Annotated in this window: 1 pseudogene; it reads left to right on the top strand. The window is 69.0% G+C overall.

What is annotated here, in order from left to right:
- A pseudogene (locus AWQ68_RS40320) lies at positions 1–670 on the top strand (HAD-IC family P-type ATPase); the annotation flags it as partial.

Raw genomic sequence — 670 nt, 5'->3', positions numbered from 1 at the left:
GCGGTGCTGGTCGGGCGGCCGAAGCTGCTGGCCGAGTGGTCCCAGCATCTGCCGGTCGAGCTGGAGCGGGCGTTTGAGGGGGCTCAGGCGGCCGGCCGTACCGCGGTGGCGGTGGGCTGGGACGGCACGGCCCGTGCTGTGCTGGTTGTCGCGGACACGGTCAAGGCGACCTCGGCCGAGGCTATCGCTGAGTTGCGCGGGCTTGGGTTGACGCCGGTGTTGTTGACCGGTGACAACGAGGCCGTGGCGCGTACGGTCGCCGCCGAGGTCGGCATTGAGGAGGTGTCGCCGAGGTGCTGCCGGCTGACAAGGTGGACGTGGTCAAGCGTCTGCAGGGGCAGGGGCGTACGGTCGCGATGGTGGGCGATGGGGTCAACGACGCGGCGGCGTTGGCGCAGGCCGATCTTGGTTTGGCGATGGGGACCGGTACGGACGCGGCGATCGAGGCGTCGGATCTCACGTTGGTTCGTGGTGATCTGCGGGTGGCGGCGGATGCGATCCGGTTGTCGCGGCGGACGTTGCGGACGATCAAGGGGAATCTGTTCTGGGCGTTCGCTTATAACGTGGCGGCGTTGCCGTTGGCCGCGGCGGGGTTGCTCAACCCGATGATCGCGGGTGCGGCGATGGCGTTCTCGTCGGTGTTCGTGGTGAGCAACAGCCTCCGTCTGCG

It is taken from the genome of Microtetraspora fusca (genome assembly GCF_001570365.1).
GTDB classification, from domain to species: domain Bacteria; phylum Actinomycetota; class Actinomycetes; order Streptosporangiales; family Streptosporangiaceae; genus Microtetraspora; species Microtetraspora fusca.
The sequence above is the reverse complement of the archived record's forward strand: the minus strand, read 5'-3'. Positions and strand labels throughout refer to the sequence as shown.